The organism is Thauera aminoaromatica S2, from assembly GCF_000310185.1.
GTDB lineage: Bacteria > Pseudomonadota > Gammaproteobacteria > Burkholderiales > Rhodocyclaceae > Thauera > Thauera aminoaromatica.
On the sequence record NZ_AMXD01000007.1, the window covers coordinates 1 to 20490 of the forward strand.

A 20490-nucleotide genomic window follows, 5' to 3' on the forward strand; every position below is an offset into this window, starting at 1 on the left:
CCCCCGCCCCGCCCAAGCCCGCCCCATGCGCACCGTCGAACACGTCGTCACCCATCTGATCCTCCACGCCCTTGTGCGCGAGCCCGGCGCACCCTCGCGCCTGGTGCTGCGCGAGGCGCCCTGCGCGCTCGACGCGGCGACGCTGCGCCTGGCCGAGCGCCTGTGCGCGCAGTACGAGAGCCGCAGCGCCAAGGGCTTCGGCCGCTTCGAGGAGGACGAGGAGCGCTTCCCGCTCGCGCGCTGGCTGCGCGAGCACCTCGTCGACGAGACCCTCGACTTCACCGCCCTCTCCCGCCAGCTCGCCGAGCGCGTGCAGGCGATCGCCGACGAGGAAGAGCTGGAAGAAGGCGGCCATCTCGTGCTCGCGCGCATCCGCGAGGGCGAGGGCGACAGCCTGTGGGTGGCGCTGCTCGGCAGCAGCGACGGGGTGGCGATCGGCGGCGACCTCGCACCGCTCGACTGCACCCATGTGGACTTCTCCGCGCTGCACGCCGCCGGGCGCGTCGACCTCGCCGGCTGGCGGCGTGGCGACGAGCGCTACCTCGGCTTCCTGCGCGGGCGCGGCAAGGGCGGCGCCTGGTTCAAGCGCGTGCTCGGCTGCAGCGACGTGATGGTGGCGCTGCAGGAGACCAAGAAGCTGGTCGCCACGCTCGACCGCTTCGTCGACACCGAGCGCCTCGCCCCCGCCACCCGCGACACCGTGCTCGAACGCGCCCACGACTACCTCGACACCCTCGGCGAGGCCGGCGCCCCGGTGGTGTTCGAGGAGCTCGCGTGCGAGGTCTTCCCCGAACAGCCCGAGCGCCTGGACGCGCTGCTGCGCGCCGAGGAGACGAAGATCGCCCCCGGCTTCGTGCCCAACCGGCGCGCCATCCGCCCGCTGGTACGCTTCAGCGCCAGCGCGGAGAACTGGAAGCTGGAGTTCGAGCGCAGCGGCCTGCATTCCGGCGCGGTGCACTACGACCGCGCCACCGACACCCTGGTGCTGTCGGGCGTGCCGGATTACCTCAAGCGCATGCTGGACGAGGAAGACCCGGCCTAAGACCCGTTACCCCATCACATCGAAGAATTGCGCAATCCGGGGGCACGCCCAGATATCGCATAGGGGGTCAAATCCCCGTGTCGCTTGACACACGGGGGGGCGCGACAGTATGCATTCGTCGGCGCCTATGCTGTGTATTCTGGGTTTCAATCCACGCGCCCACGGGGGGCGCGACACGTCCCGCAGCATCGGGTCGACTTCGCTCTTTACGTTTCAATCCACGCGCCCACGGGGGGCGCGACAATCCACCGCGCCCGCCCGCTGCACGCTCGACGAACTGTTTCAATCCACGCGCCCACGGGGGGCGCGACTTGTAGCCGCCCAACGCGATCAACATCGCGGTAATGTTTCAATCCACGCGCCCACGGGGGGCGCGACCATCCGGCCAGTCATAAATCGGACCCGAGCGACGGCGTTTCAATCCACGCGCCCACGGGGGGCGCGACGTCGCCTGGTGAGCGTGCAGCGCCAGTTCGACGTGCTGTTTCAATCCACGCGCCCACGGGGGGCGCGACACTCGCTCGGAGCGTCCTCGGTCGTGTAGGTATCGTTTCAATCCACGCGCCCACGGGGGGCGCGACTCAGCGTTGCGGCATGACGGCCGCACAAAAAGGAAGTTTCAATCCACGCGCCCACGGGGGGCGCGACCTCTGTTCTCGGTCTACGACGCCTCATCTCTGACCGTTTCAATCCACGCGCCCACGGGGGGCGCGACCGATCCTCTCTGTCGGATATCACTATTCGACGACGTTTCAATCCACGCGCCCACGGGGGGCGCGACCCGCACACCCGCTCGGCCAGCGCATCGTGCACCAGTTTCAATCCACGCGCCCACGGGGGGCGCGACGATGCCGTACTACGCGGACGGTGGGCGGCGGTGGGTTTCAATCCACGCGCCCACGGGGGGCGCGACACGCGCTCACTGCGCCGGCCGACAAGCTCGCGGCGTTTCAATCCACGCGCCCACGGGGGGCGCGACGCGATGAGGTCATACACCAGGGCGTCGACGGTCTTGTTTCAATCCACGCGCCCACGGGGGGCGCGACCCGCGCTCGTCATCCATAACCGGGCCCCCGTGTCCGTTTCAATCCACGCGCCCACGGGGGGCGCGACCGCAGGGCACCGGCGACTTTCCGATCCTGCTCGAGTTTCAATCCACGCGCCCACGGGGGGCGCGACCAGCCGCCCCATGCGCAGCACCCCCAGGCGGTCGTTTCAATCCACGCGCCCACGGGGGGCGCGACAGGTGCTGTTCGTGCTGGATCGGGATGATCGGCGGTTTCAATCCACGCGCCCACGGGGGGCGCGACACGATCACCTGCCCGACGCCCGCCGCGTTCACCGTACGGTTTCAATCCACGCGCCCACGGGGGGCGCGACGCACTTGTCAAGGCGTCACGTCCCGTCTACCGTGAGTTTCAATCCACGCGCCCACGGGGGGCGCGACCGCGCTGCGCAAGCTCCTCTGGGCCTGCCCCTACGAGTTTCAATCCACGCGCCCACGGGGGGCGCGACGATCACGCTGCCTCCTTGATCTCGACGCGATCCAGTTTCAATCCACGCGCCCACGGGGGGCGCGACGGCGAGCCGGTCGAGCTCATCGCCACCGTCAACGGTTTCAATCCACGCGCCCACGGGGGGCGCGACACGGTCTCGTCCCACCACGATTCGCCGATGTCGCCGTTTCAATCCACGCGCCCACGGGGGGCGCGACCGTCCTGTACCCGTAGCGACTGCGGCTGTCACCGATGTTTCAATCCACGCGCCCACGGGGGGCGCGACCGATCGGCAAGGGCGACGTGCCGTCCGTCGTGGTGTTTCAATCCACGCGCCCACGGGGGGCGCGACGAGCGTGTCGCTTCCGGCGTGGCCGACCTTGCGGTGTTTCAATCCACGCGCCCACGGGGGGCGCGACGCGCATCCTCCCGCGCTACCCCCTGCTGCCCTGGGTTTCAATCCACGCGCCCACGGGGGGCGCGACTCGCCCGTCAAAATACTACGGGTGGATTTCTGCAGTTTCAATCCACGCGCCCACGGGGGGCGCGACGAGTTCGCCCGCGCCGAGGTGGATCGTCGTGAGGTGGTTTCAATCCACGCGCCCACGGGGGGTGTCAGGCGACACCGTAAATTGACCCCCTAGCGACACGAGGAACTGACCCCCTCGTTCGCGAGGAGGCCATCATTGGAAACGAAGCACATCGAGGTGAATCCTGTACGCCGTCTGGTTTGCGGAGTGCAGGAGATGTTGGAGCCGGAGGCGGTCACGACGATCGTTCGGTTGGGGCAATCGGGCTGGGGTGCGAAGCGGATTGCGAAGGCGCTGGGCATCGCGCGCAACACGGTGCGGCGGTATCTGAACGCGGGCGGGCCGGTGGCGTACCGGCAGCCGCAGCGTGCCAGCGTGCTGGGCGGTCACGACGCATGGCTGCGGGAGCGTTTCCTGCAGCACCGGGGCAACTGCGACGTGGTGCGTCAGCAGTTGAGCAAGGAATTGGGGATCGAGACGAGCCTGCGCACGGTCGAGCGCGCGTGTCGAGGGTTCCGCCAGGAACTGGAGGCGAGTCGCCGTGCGACGATCCGCTTCGAGACCGGACCGGGCGAACAGATGCAGATCGACTTCGGCCAGACACGTGTGCTGATCGGCGGCGAGTCGGTGCGAGTGTTCCTGTTCGTGGCGACGCTGGGCTATTCGCGCCGGGGATTTGCGTGCGCGTTCCGGCACGAGCGCCAGAGTGCGTGGTTCGCTGGGATCGAGGCGGCGTTTGTCCACTTCGGCGGACGGCCGCAGACGCTGCTCATCGACAACGCCAAGGCGCTGGTCGACAAACACGACACGCAGACGCGCCAGGTCCGACTCAACAGCCGCTTCGAGGCGTTCTGCCGGCACTGGGATATCCGTGCCAAGGCGTGCGCGCCGTTTCGCGCGCGCACCAAGGGCAAGACCGAGAACGGCGTGGGCTACGTGAAGAAGAACGCCATCGCCGGCCATGCTTTCGAGAGCTGGACGGCGATGGAGGCGCACCTGGCGCGCTGGCAGCGCGAGGTGGCCGATGTGCGCATCCACGGTACGACCGGTGTCACGCCCGCTGAGCGCTTCGACTTGGAGCGTGAACACCTGCGTCCGGTTGCCGGGATCGCCCCCTTCCTGCAGGTGCGCGAGCTCGTGCGCCGAGTCAATGCGGAGGGCTGCATCGAGCTCGACACCAACGCCTACAGCGTGCCGTGGCGGCTGATTGGCGAGACGGTGACGGTCGTGGTCAGCGCCGACACCGTGGTGGTCGAGTACGCCGGCGAGGAAGTCGCCCGCCATGCGGAGCTCGCCGGCAGTCGCGGTCGCAGCATCGAGCGCAGCCACCTGCTGGGTGGGTCGCTGCCGCCGGCCCAGATCGAGGCGCCGCCGCCCACCGATGCGCTGCTGCGTCCGCTGGCCGAGTACGAAGCGCTCGTCGGAGGAGGCTGGTGATGATCGATGCCGACCGACTCGACGAACTGCTCACCCGGCTGCGGCTCACGGCGATCCGCGACCAGCTCGACAGCCTGCTCGACGAAGCCAGCCGGGCGCAGATGACACTGCGCGAAGCGCTGCTCTTCCTGGCCGAGCGCGAGGTCGCCCGGCGCGACACCCGACGCATCCAGATGGGCATGAAGCTCGCCCGTTTCCCGTGCGTGCGCACGCTCGAAGGCTTCGACTTCGACGCGCAGCCCTCGATCGATCCAGGGCAGATCCGGGATCTGTCCTCCGGTCGCTGGATCGGGCACGGTCAGGCCCTGCTGCTGCTCGGTCCGCCGGGCGTAGGCAAGACGCACCTGGCGGTCGCCCTCGGGCGCGAAGCGGTGGATCGCGGCTACACGGTGCTCTTCACCTCGGCAGCGGCGCTGATGGCCGGGCTCACGAAGGCGCACGCCGACGGACGGCTCGAGGAGAAGCTGCTGCAGCTCTCCAAGCCCAAGCTGCTGATCATCGATGAGCTGGGCTACCTGCCGCTCGAGCCGGCCGCTGCGCACCTGTTCTTCCAGCTGGTGTCGCGACGCTACGAGCGGGCCAGCATGCTGATCACCAGCAACCGGCCCGTTGGCGAGTGGGGGCAGGTGTTCGGCGACGCGGTGGCCGCCACCGCCATCCTCGATCGGCTGCTCCATCACAGCCAGGTCATCACGATCCGGGGCGACAGCTACCGGCTGCGCGACAAGCGCCGCAGCGGCCTTCTGCAGAAGGCCGCTGCCCCCACCCCGATCACGTCGGAGAGTTGATTAACCCAGGGGGTCAATTCCAGATGTCGTCAGGGGGTTAAATCTTCGTGTCGCTTGACAGGGGGCGCGACGCCGCAAGGGATTCAGCCTCACCTATCTGAATTTGTTTCAATCCACGCGCCCACGGGGGGCGCGACCTGGTCGAACGGGCAGTTGCGCAGCTCGAGCAGGTTTCAATCCACGCGCCCACGGGGGGCGCGACGATCACCAACGATGGCGCTGGATTTCACTTCGCTGCCGTTTCAATCCACGCGCCCACGGGGGGCGCGACCCGGCCGCGTCGCTGACGTGCTGGCGATGGGCGCGTTTCAATCCACGCGCCCACGGGGGGCGCGACCGAATTTGACTGGTTGCCCGTCGAATCCGACATGGTTTCAATCCACGCGCCCACGGGGGGCGCGACGATCAAGCTCGGCACGCCCGTGCTTGAGACGCTCAAGTTTCAATCCACGCGCCCACGGGGGGCGCGACCTGACGCAGCGCGCGGAGGAAAACTACTGGTGGCACTCAAGTTTCAATCCACGCGCCCACGGGGGGCGCGACCACCGGCCCTTTCCCGACTTTTACGCAGCACGCCGGTTTCAATCCACGCGCCCACGGGGGGCGCGACGCTGGCGAACCTACGGCCGCACCGCCGGCATCACCGTTTCAATCCACGCGCCCACGGGGGGCGCGACGTATGTGTCAGCCTGGGACTGCGACACCGTGGCCGTTTCAATCCACGCGCCCACGGGGGGCGCGACCCTCAACCACGCGCGCGCCTTCGATCAGGGGGCGCAGTTTCAATCCACGCGCCCACGGGGGGCGCGACCTCAGCTACTACAAGCTCACGGTCGACGGCCAGGTGGTTTCAATCCACGCGCCCACGGGGGGCGCGACACGCCGGCAATACCAGCAACCCCCACAGCGTCACGTTTCAATCCACGCGCCCACGGGGGGCGCGACCGTCGCAACGTCCGTCATTCGCCAAATCCCGTGCTCGTTTCAATCCACGCGCCCACGGGGGGCGCGACGCGACACCCTTCGCAAGATCCTCTTCCGAGAAGTCACCGTTTCAATCCACGCGCCCACGGGGGGCGCGACCTGGTCGTACTGGTCGTCGTGTCGCCGGGAATGGTTTCAATCCACGCGCCCACGGGGGGCGCGACACCCGACCTGCAGCGCGCGTTCCAGTCCTATGCGGAGTTTCAATCCACGCGCCCACGGGGGGCGCGACACCGGCATGATCTGCGCGCACTGCCGCCGACCGTTGTTTCAATCCACGCGCCCACGGGGGGCGCGACGATTGTGCGGGACGCTCGGCTGCGGCGCCATTGGACGTTTCAATCCACGCGCCCACGGGGGGCGCGACATCGTCGGCCGAGTATCCTGCGCTGGTGTGGATGCGTTTCAATCCACGCGCCCACGGGGGGCGCGACATGACGGGGGTCTCGCCAACCAACATCAGTTGCAGGTTTCAATCCACGCGCCCACGGGGGGCGCGACAGGCGTGGCCCGTCTTCAGGTGGCGGTACAGCATCAGTTTCAATCCACGCGCCCACGGGGGGCGCGACCCCGAGCAGATCGCAAACCTGAGCTACGCCGGCAAGTTTCAATCCACGCGCCCACGGGGGGCGCGACGAGGGACTGCGGCTTGACCGGCGAGGACTCGACGCGGTTTCAATCCACGCGCCCACGGGGGGCGCGACTACGTTCGCCGCGGCGTGCGTCTTGCCATCCACGCGTTTCAATCCACGCGCCCACGGGGGGCGCGACCACCTGCTTCACCATCGCCAGGCGGGCGGCGGCGTTTCAATCCACGCGCCCACGGGGGGCGCGACTGGATCTCGCCGGTGTCGGGCGTGGCGCCCTCCACGTTTCAATCCACGCGCCCACGGGGGGCGCGACCCGTAGAACTTGAGCCAGTCGCCGCAGTCGCGGATGTTTCAATCCACGCGCCCACGGGGGGCGCGACGAAGTGCTCGCCTGGCACCGCGAGAACGTTCGCAAGTTTCAATCCACGCGCCCACGGGGGGCGCGACCGGGCTGCTGCTGAGCAGCCTCGAGGGCGACCCAGTTTCAATCCACGCGCCCACGGGGGGCGCGACGGCGCGCAGCTATGGTCACGCGGCCGGCGAGATCGAAGTTTCAATCCACGCGCCCACGGGGGGCGCGACACGTCACCAAAGCGGAACGGGGTATGCTGTCCGGAAGTTTCAATCCACGCGCCCACGGGGGGCGCGACTGCTGTGAGGCGGCAAGCATGATTGTTGAGCTTGGTTTCAATCCACGCGCCCACGGGGGGCGCGACTCGACATCGCTGGCGGCCTTGGCGCGCAGATCGCGGTTTCAATCCACGCGCCCACGGGGGGCGCGACCGGATCCTTGTCGGCAAGCTTCTCGAGATAGGCGTTTCAATCCACGCGCCCACGGGGGGCGCGACAGCCGCGCACGGTCGGGGATTACCGCAAGCTGTGGTTTCAATCCACGCGCCCACGGGGGGCGCGACGCACCAGCGCCTCGTACTGCTCCAGCGTCTGCGGTTTCAATCCACGCGCCCACGGGGGGCGCGACCGGCAACGGTGCCGAGTTTGCCCGCATGGGCGACGTTTCAATCCACGCGCCCACGGGGGGCGCGACCCAGCGCGTGGCGGGGGGTCGAAAAGCGGTTGCGAGTTTCAATCCACGCGCCCACGGGGGGCGCGACCTGGTACGACGGATTGATGAGCTGCACCGCCGGGGCGTTTCAATCCACGCGCCCACGGGGGGCGCGACTGCAGCCCGGAGGTGTCGGCGGTGAGCTTTACGCGTTTCAATCCACGCGCCCACGGGGGGCGCGACGGTTGCGCCGGCCGCACGTTGCAGCCATTTGATTGCCTGTTTCAATCCACGCGCCCACGGGGGGCGCGACGCCACCGGCCTCGGCCGCAAGCAATACGAGTGGCCGTTTCAATCCACGCGCCCACGGGGGGCGCGACGCGCTCGTTTTCCTCTTGACAACTGTTGTCACCTTGTTTCAATCCACGCGCCCACGGGGGGCGCGACTCGCTCCGGCTCACCACGAAACGCGACAACAGGAAGTTTCAATCCACGCGCCCACGGGGGGCGCGACGCGCCAGCAGCTGCTGCGCTGAGGGGCCGATGTCGTTTCAATCCACGCGCCCACGGGGGGCGCGACGCGCAAGCCTCGGTCGTACAGCCACTTGCCGGAGTTTCAATCCACGCGCCCACGGGGGGCGCGACATCCGACTGCGTCGACTGCCCCGACAGCATCGTGTTTCAATCCACGCGCCCACGGGGGGCGCGACACGAGTAAGAGACGATTACGATGCTCATGGCAGCGGTTTCAATCCACGCGCCCACGGGGGGCGCGACCTCTGGCCATCTTCATCTTGCCACCTCCTGCACCGCGTTTCAATCCACGCGCCCACGGGGGGCGCGACGTCGCGCTCTTCAATCGTGCCGCTGCGGATGCTGCTGTTTCAATCCACGCGCCCACGGGGGGCGCGACCGTAAATCTAATCCCCCTCGCGCGCCCGGCATGAGAGCGTTTCAATCCACGCGCCCACGGGGGGCGCGACTCGAGCGGCTCGTTACGGGCGCCTGACTTCTTGCGGTTTCAATCCACGCGCCCACGGGGGGCGCGACCCAGCAGGCCTTCGACCAGGTGACGATGTCGCCGTTTCAATCCACGCGCCCACGGGGGGCGCGACTAGCAGGCGGTCGACTTGAGCGGATAACCGGCCGAGTTTCAATCCACGCGCCCACGGGGGGCGCGACATGCAGCTCGACGGCATGACGCTCTCCACGCCGGCCGCGTTTCAATCCACGCGCCCACGGGGGGCGCGACCGCAGTCTACGATCTCAGTCCCGACGATTCTCGCAACGTTTCAATCCACGCGCCCACGGGGGGCGCGACGCGGCCTTGCCGCTGCCGTCGGCGGCGGGCTTGACGTTTCAATCCACGCGCCCACGGGGGGCGCGACCGGTTCTCGTCCACCCGGGTGTCGGGCAGCGACTTGTTTCAATCCACGCGCCCACGGGGGGCGCGACAGCTCTTGAGCCCCGCCTCGTAGTACGGCGTCTCGGCGTTTCAATCCACGCGCCCACGGGGGGCGCGACCTGTCGGCCGCGCCCGTGCAGGCCGGTCGCACCGAGTTTCAATCCACGCGCCCACGGGGGGCGCGACTCCAGGCGCGTCGGTGCATCGTCAGTTTCGCGATAGTTTCAATCCACGCGCCCACGGGGGGCGCGACGCAGCAGCGATCGACGATTCCGTCGTCCCCGCCGTTTCAATCCACGCGCCCACGGGGGGCGCGACTTGCTGCCGCCCAAGACGCCCTTGCCCGTTTGCGTGTTTCAATCCACGCGCCCACGGGGGGCGCGACAGGAGATCGGCGCTGCGATCAAGGCCGCGGTGGAGTTTCAATCCACGCGCCCACGGGGGGCGCGACTCTGTCTCCACAACCGCTTGAAGACACGGTGAAAATACCCCAGATCTGCGAACCAAGTGCCACGTGTCACGTCAAGCGGCCACCAAATGACCACTTGCTTGGCACTCACCATACGCAACAAGCGTTTGTTGCCGCTGCGAACAACCGGGGGCTGGGCAGGATGCTTGGGGTTCGCACCGGGCGACGGTCAAAGTATCAACGGGCCGTTCAAATCGAGCGCAGGTTTCGCGCCCACGTGTTCGACCTTGTTCTGCCAGTTTCTGCCGAGATAGTAGAACCGCAGGCTGTCCTGCTCCGGGTCGATCAGTTCGCACAGCCGATTCTTTAGAAAGGTCCACTGCGCGGAGTCCACCTCGATCTCGAACACCGAGTACTGCACCCTCTGCCCGTAGTCGCGACACGTCTTGGCTAGGCGACGCAGTCGCCTCTGGCCACTTGTGCTGCTCGTACTGACGTCGTAGCTGACGAGAATCATCATGACGCTGCCCTACTTCCAGACAAATGGCGGATAGGCGTCAAGATCGCCACGAAGGTGCCGGGCGAGCAACTGGGCCTGGATCACCGGGAACAGTCCGATCTCGACCTTCTCATCGAGAAAGGCGTGGCGTAGCTGTTCCCGCTTGCGTTCTTGATAGGCCGTGAGCACGGTCTTGCGCGCATCATCCTTGAGCAGTACGGCGCCGTTGTCCATGTGCGTGAAGTGCCGTGCGGAAACCTGCTTGCGGTTGATCAGCGACAGGGCCAATCGGTCGGCAAACGCGGGGCGGAACTCCTCGACGAGGTCGAGCGCCAGGCTGGGGCGGCCGGGACGGTCACGATGTAGAAACCCCACGGCGGGATCCAGCCCAACGGTTTCGAGCGCCGAGCGGCAATCGTGTGTCAGTAGGGTGTATAGAAATGACAGCAGGGCATTGGCCGCATCCGTTGGGGGGCGCCTGCTACGTCCAGCAAACCGCATCGCGGCGTCCGGCACGCGGATCAGATGGTCGAACACCCCGAAATAGGCCTGGGCCGCTTCACCTTCTAGGCCCCGCAAGATGTCGACCGGCGCCTCGGCAAGCAAACGCACACCGATACGCTTGAGCCGCTTGTCGGTGTGTATCAGCGCATCGCGGGCCTGCGTCGGCAAATCATCGCCGTAGTCACGCAGCCCGCGCGACACCACTGCACGCTGGTTGTGAATCTTGCCGATCAGCAGATTACGCACAATGCCAGCGCACCGCGGTGCATCGTCGGTACGGCGGTATTGCTCGCGGCGCAGCAGCACGTTGCCGGAAACCGGCCCCTCCACGCGAGCGAGGAATTTGCCGTTGTGGCTCAGGTAGCAAACGCTGATGCCCTGCTCCGCGCAATAACCAAGCAGCGGCGGCGACACCAGCACGCGGCCGAAACAAACCAAGCTCTCGAGCATGTGTGCCGGCAGTCGGGCACGGGTCTCACCCTCGACCTCCATGACGATGTTTTCGCCATCCTTGCGCAGCCACGCGCCTTCGGTCGTCACATACACGGTGTTGAGCTGCCGGCGCATGTTTCACAGCTCCTCTGCAATCTGACCGCGCAACCAGGTCTCAACATCCCGCCCCTTACCGAGCAATTTCGGCTGGCACAGCTCGATGAGCGAGCACGCATCGCAGCGTTTCGCCTGGTAGCTCGCCGTCGGCGTGTGCCCCGCACGGATCATCTCGCGTGCGGCCTGTATCGTTGCCATGGTCAGCGAGCGCAGCTCGTCGTCGAACACCACCGCCTGCCGTCGGCGGGTCTGGCCGTAGAAAAGGGCGCCTTGCTCCACCCGGCAGCCGAGCATCGCTTCCAGGCACAGCGCCTGCGCGCACAGCTGTACGTCGTCGGCACGGTGGGCCTTGGGGCGGCCGCGCTTGTACTCGATCGGCACGGGATGCTCGCCTCCCGCATCCGCCCTGAACTCGACGACATCCGCCACCCCAGCGATGCCCAGTTCCGCGCTGGACAGCGGCATTGCGGTAATCGTGCGCACGCCGTGGCGGCGCTCGATCTGCGGGGTGTCGGCGCGGTCGTGCAGCAAGCGCCCTTCCGCGGTCTGGCGGTTCTCAGCCCACAGGCGCTCGACGTGGATCAACGCACACTGGCGCGGGCAGTAGAGATAGTGCTGCAGCGCGGACAGGGGAACGAGGTCGTCGGATTCCTCCATGCTTCTCCCCCTTCTGCCCGCCGCCTTACAGCAGCTCGCGCACGCTCACGCCCTTGGGCATGGCTTCGGCATCGACGCTGACGCGATAGTCCGAAAAGTTGCGCGCGGGGCGGTCTTCCGTGCCCTCGGCGCGCTGCACCTTGACCGCGTCGAACAGCGCGTGCGCCGGGGCATTGCCCATGGCGTTTTCATGCTCGAACACGATCAGCTTGCGCGCCGCCATCTCGCCACGCGCGGCGGAGCGGTCGTGCTCGAACATGTTGATGAGCGCGTTCCACAGCAGTTGCAGGTCGTCATCGGAAAAGCCGGTGCGCTCGGCCAGCTTGGCGGAAACAAAACCGTGGGCACGATACAACCCGTAAGGCAGGATGTGCTTGCGCCCCATGGTGCGGTTGTCGCCGCTTTGCGCTTCGGCTTCCTTCTCGGTGGTAACCGCCATGCGGGTAATGGAGATTTCCAGCGGCAGCACCGGCTCCACCGAGGTAGCGAAGGCCAGTTGCACCGGGCCGCGTACCTGGCCGGCGTTGATTCCGGTGGTCATCACCGCACCGAAGGTGCGCACGTCGAAGAAGTTGGCGCACATCCAGGCGGTGATCTCACGTGCCTTGGCTTCGTCCTTGGGCAGTTTCTTGTCCTCCGGCTTGATCTCCAGCGCATCGTAGGCCCGCTTGTGCTGGTTGTTGAGCACCGCCTTTTCCTGCATGTAGATGGCGAAACCAGGACCACCGTCCTTGTCCAGCGTGACGAAGTTGCGGATCTTGCGCTTGAGCGCGACGTCGGTCACCAGACCGCAGTTGGTTTCCGGGTCCAGGCGCGGCAGGTTGCCGGCATCCGGGTCGCCATTTGGGTTGCCGTTGGTGACTTCGAACAGATAGACGAACTCGTAGCGGTGGGCGATGGCGGTCATTGGTCGGCTCCTTCGGTTTCGATGGCGGTGGGTTCGGCGGATTCGTCGGCGGTCGCGTCCCCGGCCGCGTCGCGGCGCGTGAAGTAGGACTGCGACTGGTGGTAGTAGCCGATGGCGAAGCGGCCCTGGTCTTCGATCTTGAGGCTGCGCGGGAACTGGTCGGGCAGGCCGCCGACGATCTCGCGGATGTCTTTCTCCAGGTTCACCGCCTGGCCCATGCGTTCCTTGCGCAGTTTGCCGAGGTGGTTCTGGGTGTTACGCAACAGCACCGGAAAGATCGAGGCCGGAGTGGCCGATGCCGCGCCGTAGAAGCGGTCGCGAATCGTGGCGTTGACCTGGCCGCCCAGGGCGGCACGCTGCACGTTTTCCAGCACTGCGAACAGCCGCCCGAGCAGGTAGCCGGGCTGGGTGGATTGCTTGTCGAGACTCACGGGGATCTCCTCCTCGGATGTACGAATGTCCCGGCGCCGTTCGCGCGCCAGAACGCCCTTGCACAAGGCCACGCGTAGGCCGGAAATGTCTCCGTCCGCCCGAAACCGCATGATGGTGTTGGCCAACAGACTGCGTGGATACGGCCCGCCGCTGAGAATGGCGCGCATCGTCTCGCCGATGACGATGTTGATCGCGTCGTCGGCCTTGGGTTTGGCGCCCTCGCGGTGCGGCACTGTCGCCAGCACCAGCCGATACACGGACGGCTCGGTGCGCCACGGCAGCGGCTCCAGATGCAGGTCTTCCGCATGCTGGGCGATACGGCCAGCGAGCACCCCCAGCGTATCGACCTGCCAGAAGCGCACCGACAGGCGTGACGCATTGGGTGCGAGGCCCAGCACATACATGCGGGTGCCGGGTTCGAGATTGGGCGCGAGGTCCGCCACCGGGCAGCCCTTTGCGATGCGCTCCAGCACCGCGCGCACCCGTGCCGCCTCCGACGCATCATCGGCGGGCGGGCTGAGCAGCGTGGCAAAAAGATCCTCGGCCGCGCTCGCCTGCTTCGCATCGGCCGCTTCGGCCCAGAACACCACCGAGGCGTCGCCCACCTGCAGGCGCTGGCGGTTGTGTTCGCCCCGGCGCAGCAGATAGTTCAGCGCCGTGGTGTAGGCAAAGGCGGCCGACTCCGATACCGGCGCGTTGTCGCCCTGGCTCTTGGCATAGGACGTGAAGGCGTCGAGATTGAATGAGACGATGGACGCGCCCGAACTCTGCGCCCCGTTCACACCTTTGATCGCGGGGTGCAAGCGGGCCACCGGTGCGACCTCCCCGCTGACCAGGCAGACAGCCGCGCCTGTCGCCGTTTCCTGCCCCTCATCGCCCGCGAGGAGCTTGGCACGTACCGCTCGCGCGGCCGGCCCATCGTGAAGATAGCAGTGCTCGCCGTCCACGCGAAACACGAGGTTGGCGTCGACCATGTCGGGCGGAAAACCGCGCGCCTCGAACTGCGTCGGCGACCAGCCGCGCAGGAAGCTCAGCACGGCCTTGAGTCCGAGGTCGTCCTCACTGGCGAGCGCTGTTTCGTGCAGTTCGACAAAGGCCTCATGCTCCTTGTCGGCGCGCTTGCTGGTGTTGCTTACGCCAAGCACGTAACTCGTCTTGTCCCACAGAAAGTTGGACTTGATGCCGACCGTGCGCTTTTCGGCCTGCGGCACGTTTAGCACGCGCGGCAGGGGCTTCTTGCCGCTGGTGTCTCGAATGTCGTTGACCTGCGCTATCTCACCATCTGGTGTCAGCAGGATCTCGAAGCTGATCTTCTCTGGGCTGCAACCGGCGGGGGCGACACCTTCGGCCTGTTGCTCGATCAACCGCTCGTAGTAGCGGTTCAACGCCAGCAGGATCATGACTTGACCTCCTCACCCTGCCACGGCGGCACCTCGATGACGCCTGCTCTCAACTGTGCACGGAAGAAGCGCGGCGTCATATCCCGAGCGAAATCGATATCGTGCAGCATCCAACCCAGATCCTTGTCGACATCGCGCTCCGGATGCGCGTCGGGCAGGGGCTGGCCGTCCTCGATCAGGCTGAAATGAGCGGGAAACTCGCGCACGCCAAGGCAGGGTGCGTGGAAGTGCTGCCCCTTGCGGGCACGGCGGTTGAAGATGTCCAGATGCTTGCCCACCGAATCGTCCGGCCCGGCTTTGTCGGTGAGCTCGAAGTGGGCCTCGATCACATAGGCCACGTCGCGCAAGACTGTGGCAGCGCGCTGCTGGCGGTCTTGGTCTACGTAGGTCGCCAGCCCGGCGGTGGAGGCGGCCTTCATCGCCTTGCTAACACTGGCCGGCGACAGCTTCCCGCCAACCTCGTTGCGGCGAATGGACTCGAAGTGGATCGGCTTGAGCACGTGAATGCGATCCACGACCCAGCGGATCGCTGGTTTCCAGTGAATGGCCTCCAGGATGCCGCGCGCGGCCGACGGCGTGATGATGTCGTAGCTGACCCGCTCCACCTTCATTTCCGGCCGCGTGAAGCAGGCCCGCTCGCCCCATACGTGCAGGCGGATTCCGTAAGTCATCCAATAACCCTCCGAAGTTGGCGTCCCGGGATTACCCGGGACGCCATTCCTCTCAACAGCTACTAGCAAGACACTTTGGTTTCAACCCACGTCATCGGCCCAGCCAAACAAGCAAGGCGGAGCCAAGCAAGCTGACGACACACCACAACAGCCGGGCAGGACGCCATTGAGCCCTGACTTTGAGCGTGAGGTCGATCTCAACGTCTCTGGCAATCTCGGACTCTCGTTCCATGACGGCAACTCCGCTGTTGTGCCGTTGCATGGTAGTGTTCCGTTACCAAAATTTCTAGTTCCAAAGAGTTTTTCTAGTACACACATTCCTCCTTGAACCATCCCCCATTGCTAGATGATCGTATTTGCCGACTCCATGAACGTGGGGTCCTCCCACCAGATGCCGAACTCGCGGCTATAGATGTCCATGTTCACCAGTTCCATGAACTGCTCACCCCACTTCTCCGGCGCAACGGACTGAATCGCGCCCGCCTTGCGCAGCGCATCGAATCCGTTGCGTGGTAGCTGCACCAGATAGGGCTGGAGCTTGCGTGCGAGCCCGCCGCTCTTTTCCGCAAAGCGCAGGCTTTCGATATAGCGGCGCGCATGGTCGTCGAGGGGCACGATGACCGGCATCTGCACCGTGTCGATCATGCGGAATTTGGTTGCCAGCGTTTCCAGCGGCAGGGAGTCGATCCGGCTTTCTGCGCACAGGCCAAGCAGGTTCGTGGCATCCAGTTCCTGGTCGCCCTTCTGCCAGTACAGCAGGCGGAAATAGGCTTCGATCGCCGACGGCGAGAGCGGATCGTCACGGAATTGCGGCTGGCGCATGACCTCTTGCGCAGCCTGGGCGAACTGGCGAAGTTCTGGCGGAGGCGCCCAATCACCGTGGGCGGTTGCGAACACACGCACCTCGCTCTGGTCGGCCGCTCGTTCGCCGTTGCGGTTGCAGCGCCCCGCGGCCTGGGCGACGGAGTCCAGGCCCGCTTCTGCGCGATAGACAGTGGGCAGGGAGATATCGACACCGGCTTCGATCAGCGACGTCGAAACAAGCCGGCAAGGCTCGCCGGCCTTGAGACGCGCCCGCACCTCGGCCAGGACTTGGCTGCGGTGCTTGGCGCACATCAGCGTAGTCAGGTGGCGCGCACCGGGCAGATCGGCGAGCGCTTGATACAGGGCGCGGGCGTGGCGGCGGTTGTTGACGACGCACAACACCTGATTGAGGTCGCGGAGTTGCGCCGCGAGCGCGTCATCGTCGAGCGTGCCGACATGGCGCACACGCACCCGGTCGAGTTTGCGGAAGAGTTCCGGCGGGTTCGGGGCGAGTTCGCGCACCTGATCCTTGTCGAATCCACCGCGAAAGTTCGGTGCGGTCAAGGCCGGCTGGGTGGCGGTGCAGAGGACGACGCTGCTGCGGTAGTTGCGAGCCAGTTCGTCGATGGCCGCGACCGCCGGCCGCAACAGCTTGAGCGGCAGGGTCTGTGCCTCATCGAGAATCACCACGCTGCCTGCAATGTTGTGCAGTTTGCGACACTGCGACGGGCGTGCCGCGAACAGGCTCTCGAAGAACTGCACGGCGGTGGTGACAATGACCGGCGCGTTCCAGTTCTCCATCGCCAGCCGCAGCTTTTCCTTGGCTTGGTAGCGCTCGGCGTCCGATCGGAGAGGTTGGGCGGCGATGAAAGCGCTGTGATGCTCCAGCACCGCAGCCTCACCGAGATCGCCCAGGGCAGTGCGGAACACCGCGGCGTTCTGCTCAACGATGCTGGTAAAGGGGATCACGAAGATCACCCGCCGCAGCCCGTGCGCGATGGCATGGTCGAGCGCGAAGGCAAGGGAGGCCAGCGTCTTTCCGCCGCCGGTCGGCACCGTAAGCGAGAACAGCCCAGGCGCGTATGTCGCGGCCTTCCGCGTGTGAGCAAGGATGTCCGCCCGGACGCGATTGACGTGCGAGTCGGCATCGAAGCCGGAAAGATAAGCGTCGAGGCGCTCGCGCAGAGACTCCAGGGATGGCGACGCCAGCCCACGCGATGCGCTGCGGTCGTTGGGCTGGCCGGGAAGTGCGACCCGGTCGTAAAAGGACTCGGTGTCGAGATAGTCCGCATCCACAAGGCACGAGAACAACATGCGTGCAAAGAATGCGAACTGGAACATGGCGTGTTCTTTCTTCAGAACTAACTTCGGTGGGAGCAACTGCTCCGGCAGGGTAACCTCGTACTGCCACTCCTCCCTCAAGGGCGGCAGCCCAACACCCTTCAGTCGGTCGCTGAGTGCGGTTCGCTCACCACCCTCGCTGCCGTTCGCCAAGCCGGCATGATGACCAGCGATACCATAGGCTAGCAGCATGCCGGTGTGCTTGTAGCGCTCAACGGCTAGCATCGCACCGCGCGTCGCGTGGTCCACTCGAATCGCGTCACCTGCCACTCGACGCTGGAAATCGTCGGAGTATTTGCCGAGATCATGAAGCAGCCCCGCCACCTCGGCCATTCCACCGGCACCGAAGAGCGAGGCCTTGTCCCTGGCGATCGCTGCGACGTTCTGCAAATGCTCCGCCAGTGCCTGCCAGTCAGACCTATCCGGACGCTGCGTGGAATGAGCGAAGAACGCCATGGATCTCTGCGACCTCGGATGCGTTTCAAAAAATGAAGATCAGATAGTACCTCCGCATGAGCAGAGATGAGAGCGAGTGATAGCCATGACTGCTCCGCTTATGGATTCGTGCATTTATAACCGGCGGCGATATCCCGGGAACACGCCAAGCGCGGGACCAATAAGGAGGATGCCGGCTGACAAATTGCCGGGGTAAATCAAAGCGTCTGCCCTCGCTACGCGGAAAGCACCCCGCCCGCCACCCCGCACGCCGCCACCACCAGCCAGGGCGGCCACTTCCACGACATCAGCGCGACCAGCGCCACCAGGCCGAGCGCGAAATCCTGCGGGCGGTGGATCGCGCTGGTCCACACCGGCTGGTACAGCGCAGCCAGCAGCAGCCCCACCACCGCCGCGTTGATGCCGGCGAGCGCGGCCTGCATGCGCGCATCCCCGCGCAGGCGCTCCCAGAAGGGCAGCGCGCCCGCCACCAGCAGGAAGGACGGCGCGAACACCGCGAGCAGGCACACGATTCCGCCCACCCATCCGCCATAGCCGTCCTGCGCCGCGGCACCGAGGAAGGCGGCAAAGGTGAACAGCGGCCCCGGCACCGCCTGCGCCGCGCCATATCCGGCGAGGAAGGCCTCCCCGTCCACCCAGCCCGTCGGCACCACCTCGGCCTGCAGCAGCGGCAGCACCACGTGCCCGCCGCCGAACACCAGCGCGCCCGAACGGTAGAAGGCATCCACGCGCGCCAGCCAGCCATCGGGCTGCAGCGCGACGAGCAGCGGCAGGGCGGCGAGCAGCGCGAAGAAGGCCGCCAGCCACAGCCACCCCGAGCGCGGCCCCGGCGCACCCGTATTCGCCCCCAAGACCCCCGAGTCCGGCTCGGACACGCCCGCAAGTGGCACCGACACACTCGGAAGCGGCCCGAGGCCCCCCGCACGCGCGCCCGAGGAAGCCGCGCGCCGCGTCGCCGCCGAGGGCTCGCGCACCCCGGCCTCCGCCTGCGCTCTGAACAGCGCCAGCCCGGCCAGCCCCGCGAGCGCGATCACCCCGACCTGGGTCCACGCCGTCGGCAGCGCCAGCACCATGCACGCCGCGAGCGCCATCAGGGTGATGCGGGCGCGGCCGATGCAGAGCTTGCCCGCCATGCCCCACACCGCCTGCGCCACCACCGCCACCGCCACCACCTTCAGCCCGTGCAGCGCGCCCGACAGCAGCGCGTCGCCATGTCGTGCGAGACCGAGCGCGAAGAGGATCAGCGCGATCGCCGAGGGCAGCGTGAAGCCCGCCCATGCAGCCAGAGCACCACGGTATCCGGCGCGCTGCAGCCCGAGCGCCATGCCCACCTGGCTGCTCGCCGGGCCGGGCAGGAACTGGCACAGCGCCACCAGATCGGCATAGGCGCGCTCACCCAGCCAGCGCCGGCGCGCGACGAACTCGGCGTGGAAATAGCCCAGGTGCGCCACCGGCCCGCCAAACGACGTGAGGCCCAGGCGCAGGAAGATCAGGAAGACCGCCCAGGGGCTGTGCTCGACGTCTTTCGCTTCGTTCATGTCGGCTTTCACAGAAGTTGATCGGGTCTTGCAGGATGCTCGGAGCCGGCGTCATCAGGCGCAGGCGCACCCGCATCGACGAGGCCCGGTCGAGCATCACCCATCCCAGGCAAGGTACCGGCCCCCCCGTGGCGTTCACCCGAGTCGCAGGATGCGCACCGCGCCCGTCAGCACCACCGCGCCGATCACCAGGCCGATGATCCAGTCCGGCCACGCGCTGCCGGTCCACGCCACCAGCACGCCGGCGACGATCACACCGAGGTTGGCGACGACGTCGTTGGCCGAGAAGATGTAGCTCGCCTTCATGTGCACGCCGCCCTCGCGATGGCGGGCGATCAGCACCAAGCAGGCGACGTTGGCGGCGAGCGCGAGCAGCGCGATGCCCATCATGCCGATCGGCTCCGGCGTGGCATCGCCGACGATGCGACGCACGACCTCGGCAAGCGCGCCAAGGGCCAGCACCAGCTGCAGCCCCCCCGCCAGGCGCGCGGCACCCAGCTTGTAGCGCGCGGCCCGTCCTACCGCGTAAAGCGCGACGCCATAGACGGCGGCGTCGGCGAACATGTCCATCGCGTCGGCAACCAGGCCAGCCGAGCGCGCCCAGATTCCGGCGCCGAGTTCGACCACGAACATCACGGCATTGAGCGCCAGCAGGATCCACAGCACGCGGGCCTCGGCCGCGTCGTCGGCGGGCGCGGCGGGCGCGGCCTCATCGGCGGCGAGCGTATGCGACTCCGCCAGCTCGGCGCCGTAACCCAGCGGGACGAGACGGGCGAGGATCGCCTGCGGGTCGCCGTCGTGATCCACCGTCAGCCGCCGCCCGGCGAGGTCGAACGCCAGCGCCGCCACCGGCGCCTCGGCCAGGCGCAGGCGGATCATCTGCTCCTCGGACGGGCAGTCCATGCCGGGGATGCGAAACACGCTGCGCGTGCGCGCCTCGGCGGCCGCCAGCGGCTGCAGCCGCGGCTTGGGCGCCGCGCCACCGCACGTGCCACAACAGCCGCCCGCACCAAGATCTTCTCCATCCATCGAGGGCTGCTCGCTCAAA

At 67.0% G+C, this 20490-nt stretch carries 12 protein-coding genes and 2 CRISPR repeat arrays; of the genes, 3 read left to right on the top strand and 9 right to left on the bottom strand.

Annotation, left to right across the window (positions count from 1 at the left end; all coding sequences use genetic code 11):
- The first annotated feature begins 25 nt into the window (after window positions 1-25).
- From C665_RS02500 to istB, 3 genes are all read left to right on the top strand, one after another.
- Window positions 26-1042 carry a nucleoid-associated protein gene (locus C665_RS02500; protein WP_004299417.1) on the top strand — a complete coding sequence of 339 codons (1017 nt, stop codon included), beginning with the start codon at window positions 26-28 and terminating at the stop codon, window positions 1040-1042.
- A gap of 143 nt (window positions 1043-1185) precedes the next feature.
- Window positions 1186-3157: direct repeats of the CRISPR family, unit length 32 nt; unit sequence GTTTCAATCCACGCGCCCACGGGGGGCGCGAC.
- Window positions 3158-3284: 127 nt separating this feature from the next.
- Window positions 3285-4505 carry an IS21 family transposase gene (istA, locus tag C665_RS02505; RefSeq protein WP_004299421.1) on the top strand — a complete coding sequence of 407 codons (1221 nt, stop codon included), beginning with the start codon at window positions 3285-3287 and terminating at the stop codon, window positions 4503-4505.
- A complete protein-coding gene (gene istB, locus C665_RS02510) occupies window positions 4505-5293 on the top strand; it encodes an IS21-like element helper ATPase IstB (RefSeq protein WP_004299423.1) in 789 nt (262 codons plus the stop codon). Before istA ends, istB begins: the two co-directional genes overlap by 1 nt.
- Before the next feature lie 105 nt (window positions 5294-5398).
- A CRISPR array of direct repeats spans window positions 5399-9726; the repeat unit is 32 nt; unit sequence GTTTCAATCCACGCGCCCACGGGGGGCGCGAC.
- Between the two features lie 187 nt (window positions 9727-9913).
- Here the strand turns inward: istB and cas2 are convergent.
- The 9 genes from cas2 to C665_RS02555 all read right to left on the bottom strand — a co-directional run bounded on the left by cas2 (window position 9914) and on the right by C665_RS02555 (window position 20489).
- Complete coding sequence (cas2, locus tag C665_RS02515; protein WP_004299425.1) at window positions 9914-10204, bottom strand: CRISPR-associated endonuclease Cas2; 291 nt, start codon at window positions 10202-10204, stop codon at window positions 9914-9916.
- 9 nt (window positions 10205-10213) lie between these two features.
- The gene (cas1c, locus tag C665_RS02520; protein WP_004299426.1) at window positions 10214-11254 is read right to left on the bottom strand and encodes a type I-C CRISPR-associated endonuclease Cas1c; all 1041 of its coding nucleotides are present in this window, start codon (window positions 11252-11254) and stop codon (window positions 10214-10216) included.
- Window positions 11255-11257: 3 nt separating this feature from the next.
- Window positions 11258-11893 (bottom strand): CRISPR-associated protein Cas4, encoded by a 636-nt coding sequence (gene cas4 / locus C665_RS02525; RefSeq protein ID WP_004299428.1) that lies wholly within the window; start codon window positions 11891-11893, stop codon window positions 11258-11260.
- 25 nt (window positions 11894-11918) lie between these two features.
- A complete protein-coding gene (cas7c, locus tag C665_RS02530) occupies window positions 11919-12800 on the bottom strand; it encodes a type I-C CRISPR-associated protein Cas7/Csd2 (RefSeq protein WP_004299430.1) in 882 nt (293 codons plus the stop codon).
- Window positions 12797-14632 carry a type I-C CRISPR-associated protein Cas8c/Csd1 gene (cas8c, locus tag C665_RS02535; protein WP_004299431.1) on the bottom strand — a complete coding sequence of 612 codons (1836 nt, stop codon included), beginning with the start codon at window positions 14630-14632 and terminating at the stop codon, window positions 12797-12799. Before cas8c ends, cas7c begins: the two co-directional genes overlap by 4 nt.
- Window positions 14629-15303, bottom strand: a complete 675-nt coding sequence (gene cas5c / locus C665_RS02540; protein ID WP_004299433.1) for a type I-C CRISPR-associated protein Cas5c — start codon at window positions 15301-15303, stop codon at window positions 14629-14631. The genes cas8c and cas5c overlap by 4 nt, the downstream gene beginning before the upstream one ends.
- Before the next feature lie 342 nt (window positions 15304-15645).
- A complete protein-coding gene (locus C665_RS02545) occupies window positions 15646-17904 on the bottom strand; it encodes a CRISPR-associated helicase/endonuclease Cas3 (RefSeq protein ID WP_040828363.1) in 2259 nt (752 codons plus the stop codon).
- 215 nt (window positions 17905-18119) lie between these two features.
- Window positions 18120-19442 (bottom strand): chromate transporter, encoded by a 1323-nt coding sequence (locus tag C665_RS02550; RefSeq protein ID WP_004299437.1) that lies wholly within the window; start codon window positions 19440-19442, stop codon window positions 18120-18122.
- A gap of 135 nt (window positions 19443-19577) precedes the next feature.
- The gene (locus tag C665_RS02555) at window positions 19578-20489 is read right to left on the bottom strand and encodes a cation efflux transmembrane domain-containing protein (protein WP_012584679.1); all 912 of its coding nucleotides are present in this window, start codon (window positions 20487-20489) and stop codon (window positions 19578-19580) included.
- Window position 20490: the final 1 nt, after the last annotated feature.

Bases quoted from the DNA above. Each gene is read 5' to 3' on its own strand.
- C665_RS02500 (WP_004299417.1), top strand. From the start codon at position 26: ATGCGCACCGTCGAACACGTCGTCACCCATCTGATCCTCCACGCCCTT.
- istA (WP_004299421.1), top strand. From the start codon at position 3,285: ATGTTGGAGCCGGAGGCGGTCACGACGATCGTTCGGTTGGGGCAATCG.
- istB (WP_004299423.1), top strand. From the start codon at position 4,505: ATGATCGATGCCGACCGACTCGACGAACTGCTCACCCGGCTGCGGCTC.
- cas2 (WP_004299425.1), bottom strand. From the start codon at position 10,204: ATGATGATTCTCGTCAGCTACGACGTCAGTACGAGCAGCACAAGTGGC.
- cas1c (WP_004299426.1), bottom strand. From the start codon at position 11,254: ATGCGCCGGCAGCTCAACACCGTGTATGTGACGACCGAAGGCGCGTGG.
- cas4 (WP_004299428.1), bottom strand. From the start codon at position 11,893: ATGGAGGAATCCGACGACCTCGTTCCCCTGTCCGCGCTGCAGCACTAT.
- cas7c (WP_004299430.1), bottom strand. From the start codon at position 12,800: ATGACCGCCATCGCCCACCGCTACGAGTTCGTCTATCTGTTCGAAGTC.
- cas8c (WP_004299431.1), bottom strand. From the start codon at position 14,632: ATGATCCTGCTGGCGTTGAACCGCTACTACGAGCGGTTGATCGAGCAA.
- cas5c (WP_004299433.1), bottom strand. From the start codon at position 15,303: ATGACTTACGGAATCCGCCTGCACGTATGGGGCGAGCGGGCCTGCTTC.
- C665_RS02545 (WP_040828363.1), bottom strand. From the start codon at position 17,904: ATGGCGTTCTTCGCTCATTCCACGCAGCGTCCGGATAGGTCTGACTGG.
- C665_RS02550 (WP_004299437.1), bottom strand. From the start codon at position 19,442: ATGAACGAAGCGAAAGACGTCGAGCACAGCCCCTGGGCGGTCTTCCTG.